Raw genomic sequence first — 3,637 nt, 5'->3', positions numbered from 1 at the left:
CCTTCGCCGTCGCGCTTCATGCAGTAGTTGTTGCCCGCGCGCCAGGCTTCGCTCTGGTTGTAGTAGTTGCAGCGGGTGTCGAGGCACAGGTTGCCGCCCAGCGTCGCGGCGGTGCGATGCGTCGGCCCGGCGACGCCGAGCGCGGCCTGCGCCACCGCCGGCAGACGCGCCAGCACCACGGGATGCGCGGCAATGGTCGCCAGGCTGACGCCGCTGCCGATGCGCAGGGCGCCGTCCTGCTCGACGATCTCGCCGAGTTCCTTGATGCCGCCGAGATCGATCGCCGCGCCGATGGTGACGAGGCCGCGCCTGAGATTCGGCATCAGGTCGGTGCCGCCGGCGATGTAGTGGCTGGCGGGGTTCGCGGCATGCATGCGCACCGCATCGGCGGCCGTGGCTGGACGCAGGTAATGGAATTCGGGCAGGGCGTTCATTGGCTGTTTACCTCGTTGGCAGCGGCGGCGAGCTGTTCCTGCCGCACGGCAAAGATCCGTTCCGGAGTGATCGGCAGCATGCGGAAGCGATGGCCGGTGGCGTCCTCGACCGCCGCCGCCAGCGCCGACATGAAGCCGGAGAGCGGGCCTTCGCTGGCTTCCTTGGCGCCGAAGGGGCCGTTCGGGTCGATGCTCTCCACGATGTGCACCTCGATGTCGGGCGAGTCGATGATGGTCGGCACGCCGTAGTCCATGAAATTGGTAGCCTTGTGGCGGCCGTTCTCATACACGGTTTCCTCGGACATGGCCTGGCCCATGCCCATCCAGATCGCGCCCTGCACCTGGCCTTCGACCGACATCGGATTGATCGCGAAGCCGCAGTCGATCGCGCACCAGACCTTGTCGATGGTGATCTTGCCCAGATCGAGATCGACGCTGACCTCGACGGCCTGCGCGGCATAGGAGAAGCCCATGGTCGAGCCCACCGCGCCGCCGCGCTGCTTGCCGCCCTGAAACTCGATCGGGCAGGTGAAGGTGCCATTCACGGTCAGCATGCCGACCCCGACCAGCGCCTCCTCGGCGATGTCCTCGAAGGCAACTTGCTGGTCCGGGTCGGCGGCGACGGCCGCGCCTTCGCCATACCATTCGACTTCGGCTTCGGTAACCTTCAGGCGGCGCGCCGCGGCGGCCACCAGCAGCTTCTTCAGGTTCTGCGCCGCGTCGGCCGCGGCGTTGCCGACCATGAAGGTGACGCGCGACGAATACGAGCCATTGTCCTTGGGCGTGATCGCCGAATCGTTGGCGATGAGCCGCAGACGGCGGTGGTCGACGCCCAGCACTTCGGTGACGATCTGCGTGATGATGGTCGAGGAACCCTGGCCGATGTCGGCGGCGCCGGTCAGAATCGTGATGCCGCCGTCGAAATCCAGGCGCAGGGCTATCGTCGCGTGGGGCTGGCCGGTGAAATGCACGGGCTTGGCCGAGCCGCTGACGAAATGCGAGCAGGCCATCCCAAGGCCTTTGCCGATAGTGCCGCTTTGGCCCAGCTTGCCCTTGCGCTCCTTCCAGCGGCTGGCGCGCTCGACCCAGTCGAGGCAATCGCCGAGGCCGTAGGACATCACCTTGAGGCCGTTGATGGTGTCGGTCGGCGCCTGCAGGAGGTTGCGGCGGCGGATGTCGATCGGGTCGAGGCCGAGTTCGGCCGCCATCGTGTCGAGCAGCGACTCGAAGGCGAAGCGGATATTCACCGTGCCGTGGCCGCGCATCGCGCCGCAGGGCGGTGTGTTCGAATACACGCGGTAGCCGTCGTACTTCACCGCCGGCAGATCGTAGAGGCCGTTGAGCAGCGCGCCGGAATACAGGATGGTGACCAGTCCGTAGCCGCCGTAGGCGCCGCCGCGCTGAACCACTTCGGCCTCGCAGGCGGTCATGCGGCCGTCGCGCTTCAGGCCGAGCTTGATGCGGATCTGCGTTTCCGGCCGGCCGCGGTGCGTCAGGAAGGCCTCTTCGCGCGTCATCAGCAGGCGCACCGTGCCGCGCGCGGCGCGCGCCAGCAGGCAGACGATGACTTCGAAATTGAGCGGCTCGACGCGGTGACCGAAGCCGCCGCCGACGAAGGGCTTGATGACGCGGATGTGCGCCGCTTCCATCTTGAGGCATTGCGCCACGGTGAGATGCACGTAGTAGGGCACCTGCGTCACCGACCACAGCGTCAGATGGCCGCGCTCCGGCTCATAGGCGGCGATTGCCGCATTCGGTTCCATCATCGCGTGATGGACCTCGGCGCACTCGTAGTTTTCCTCGCGGATCAGGTCGGCAGCGGCGAATCCCGCCGCGGTGTCGCCGAATTCGTTGTGCACGGCGCGCTCGATGTTGCCCTGCTTGGTCTCGTGCAGCAGCACCGCATCCGCCGCGCGCGCGTCGGCGGCCTTGAAGTAGGCCGGCAGCTCGCGCACGCGCAAGCGGATGCGGGAGAGCGCCAGATTCGCCGTGGCCTCGTCGACCGCGGCCACGGCCGCGACGGGTTCGCCGATGTAGCGGATGCGGCCCCGCGCCAGGGGGAATTCATTCTGCGCGATCGGGATCACGCCGTAGGGGACGTCGCAATCATCGCCGGTGACAACGGCGCGGACGCCCGGAATCTTGAGGGCCTCGCTGACATCCACTTCGAGCAGTTCGGCATGGGCATAGGGGCTGCGCAGGATCTTGCCGACCAGCGCGCCGTTGGCCGGCAGGTCGGCCGTGTAGCGCGCCGTGCCGGTGACTTTTTCGATGCCGTCCACCAGCGGCATGCGGGCGCCGACGCCGCGATCCGACTTTGCGGCCGGCGTCAGCTTCAGCTTGCGGTCGGGGGCGTTCATGGCGCGCGCTCCCTGCCGCAGGCGGCTTCGACGGAATCGACGATCTTGACGTAGCCGGTGCAGCGGCACAGGTTGCCGGCCAGCGCCGCACGGATCTGGTCGCGGTCGGGCTGCGGATTGGTGCGCAGCAGGGCTTCGGCCGCCATGATCATGCCCGGCGTGCAGAAGCCGCACTGGGCCCCGAGATTTTCGTGGAAGGCGCGCTGCAGGCGCGAGATGTTGCCTTCCTTGCTCAGGCTTTCGACGGTTTCGACCTCGCGTCCGGCGACGCTGTGCGCCAGCGTGCTGCAGGCCAGCCGCGGCTGGCCGTCGACCAGCACGGTGCAGGCGCCGCATTCGCCGCCGTCGCAGCCTTGCTTGGTGCCGGTCAGCGCCAGCGCGTCGCGCAAATAGTCGATCAGCAGGGCGTTTTCCGCCACGGCGTCTTCACGCGGCGTCCCATTGACCGAGAGTCTGAGAATTGTCTTCATGGAGTCCCCTTCGGCGGCTTCGCCTCTGTCGCCAACTGCTGGACGTCCAACAATTGGCTGGGCAATGATTCCACAGTTGAACACAGATTCAAATATGCACTGTAATGCATAGGTGATCCACTGTCGGGCGCGGGAGGAAACAGGCCGAATCCCGGCATGCGCCGGATGGGCAAGGGCGCGCCGACGCGCCGCCGGGGTGCGGCCGGACAAGACTTTTGCCCCTGCCACCAAGTAGAATATGGCCCTCGCCGAATCTACCCGGCCCCCCTCCGGTTGCACTCCCATGCTCGTCGCATCAAACGTCACCATCCAGTTCGGCGCCAAGCCGCTTTTCGAAAACGTCTCGGTCAAGTTCGGCGAAGGCAACCGCTAT

General features: G+C 67.0%; 3 protein-coding genes. All 3 read right to left on the bottom strand.

The annotated features are described in order from the left end of the window. Positions 1–434: xanthine dehydrogenase family protein subunit M (locus tag WC493_RS22245; protein WP_373068651.1), on the bottom strand; the 434-nt coding region annotated here is incomplete at its 3' end. Continuing rightward, positions 431–2,794, bottom strand: a complete 2,364-nt coding sequence (gene hcrA, locus WC493_RS22240) for a 4-hydroxybenzoyl-CoA reductase subunit alpha (protein WP_373068649.1) — start codon at positions 2,792–2,794, stop codon at positions 431–433. The genes WC493_RS22245 and hcrA, both read right to left, overlap by 4 nt. After that, the gene (hcrC, locus tag WC493_RS22235) at positions 2,791–3,264 is read right to left on the bottom strand and encodes a 4-hydroxybenzoyl-CoA reductase subunit gamma (RefSeq protein ID WP_373068647.1); all 474 of its coding nucleotides are present in this window, start codon (positions 3,262–3,264) and stop codon (positions 2,791–2,793) included. The genes hcrA and hcrC overlap by 4 nt, the downstream gene beginning before the upstream one ends. Between the last annotated feature and the right edge of the window lie 373 nt (positions 3,265–3,637).

Origin of the sequence: Zavarzinia sp., from assembly GCF_041650655.1 — a bacterium.
Classification (GTDB): domain Bacteria; phylum Pseudomonadota; class Alphaproteobacteria; order Zavarziniales; family Zavarziniaceae; genus Zavarzinia.
The sequence above is the reverse complement of the archived record's forward strand: the minus strand, read 5'-3'. Positions and strand labels throughout refer to the sequence as shown.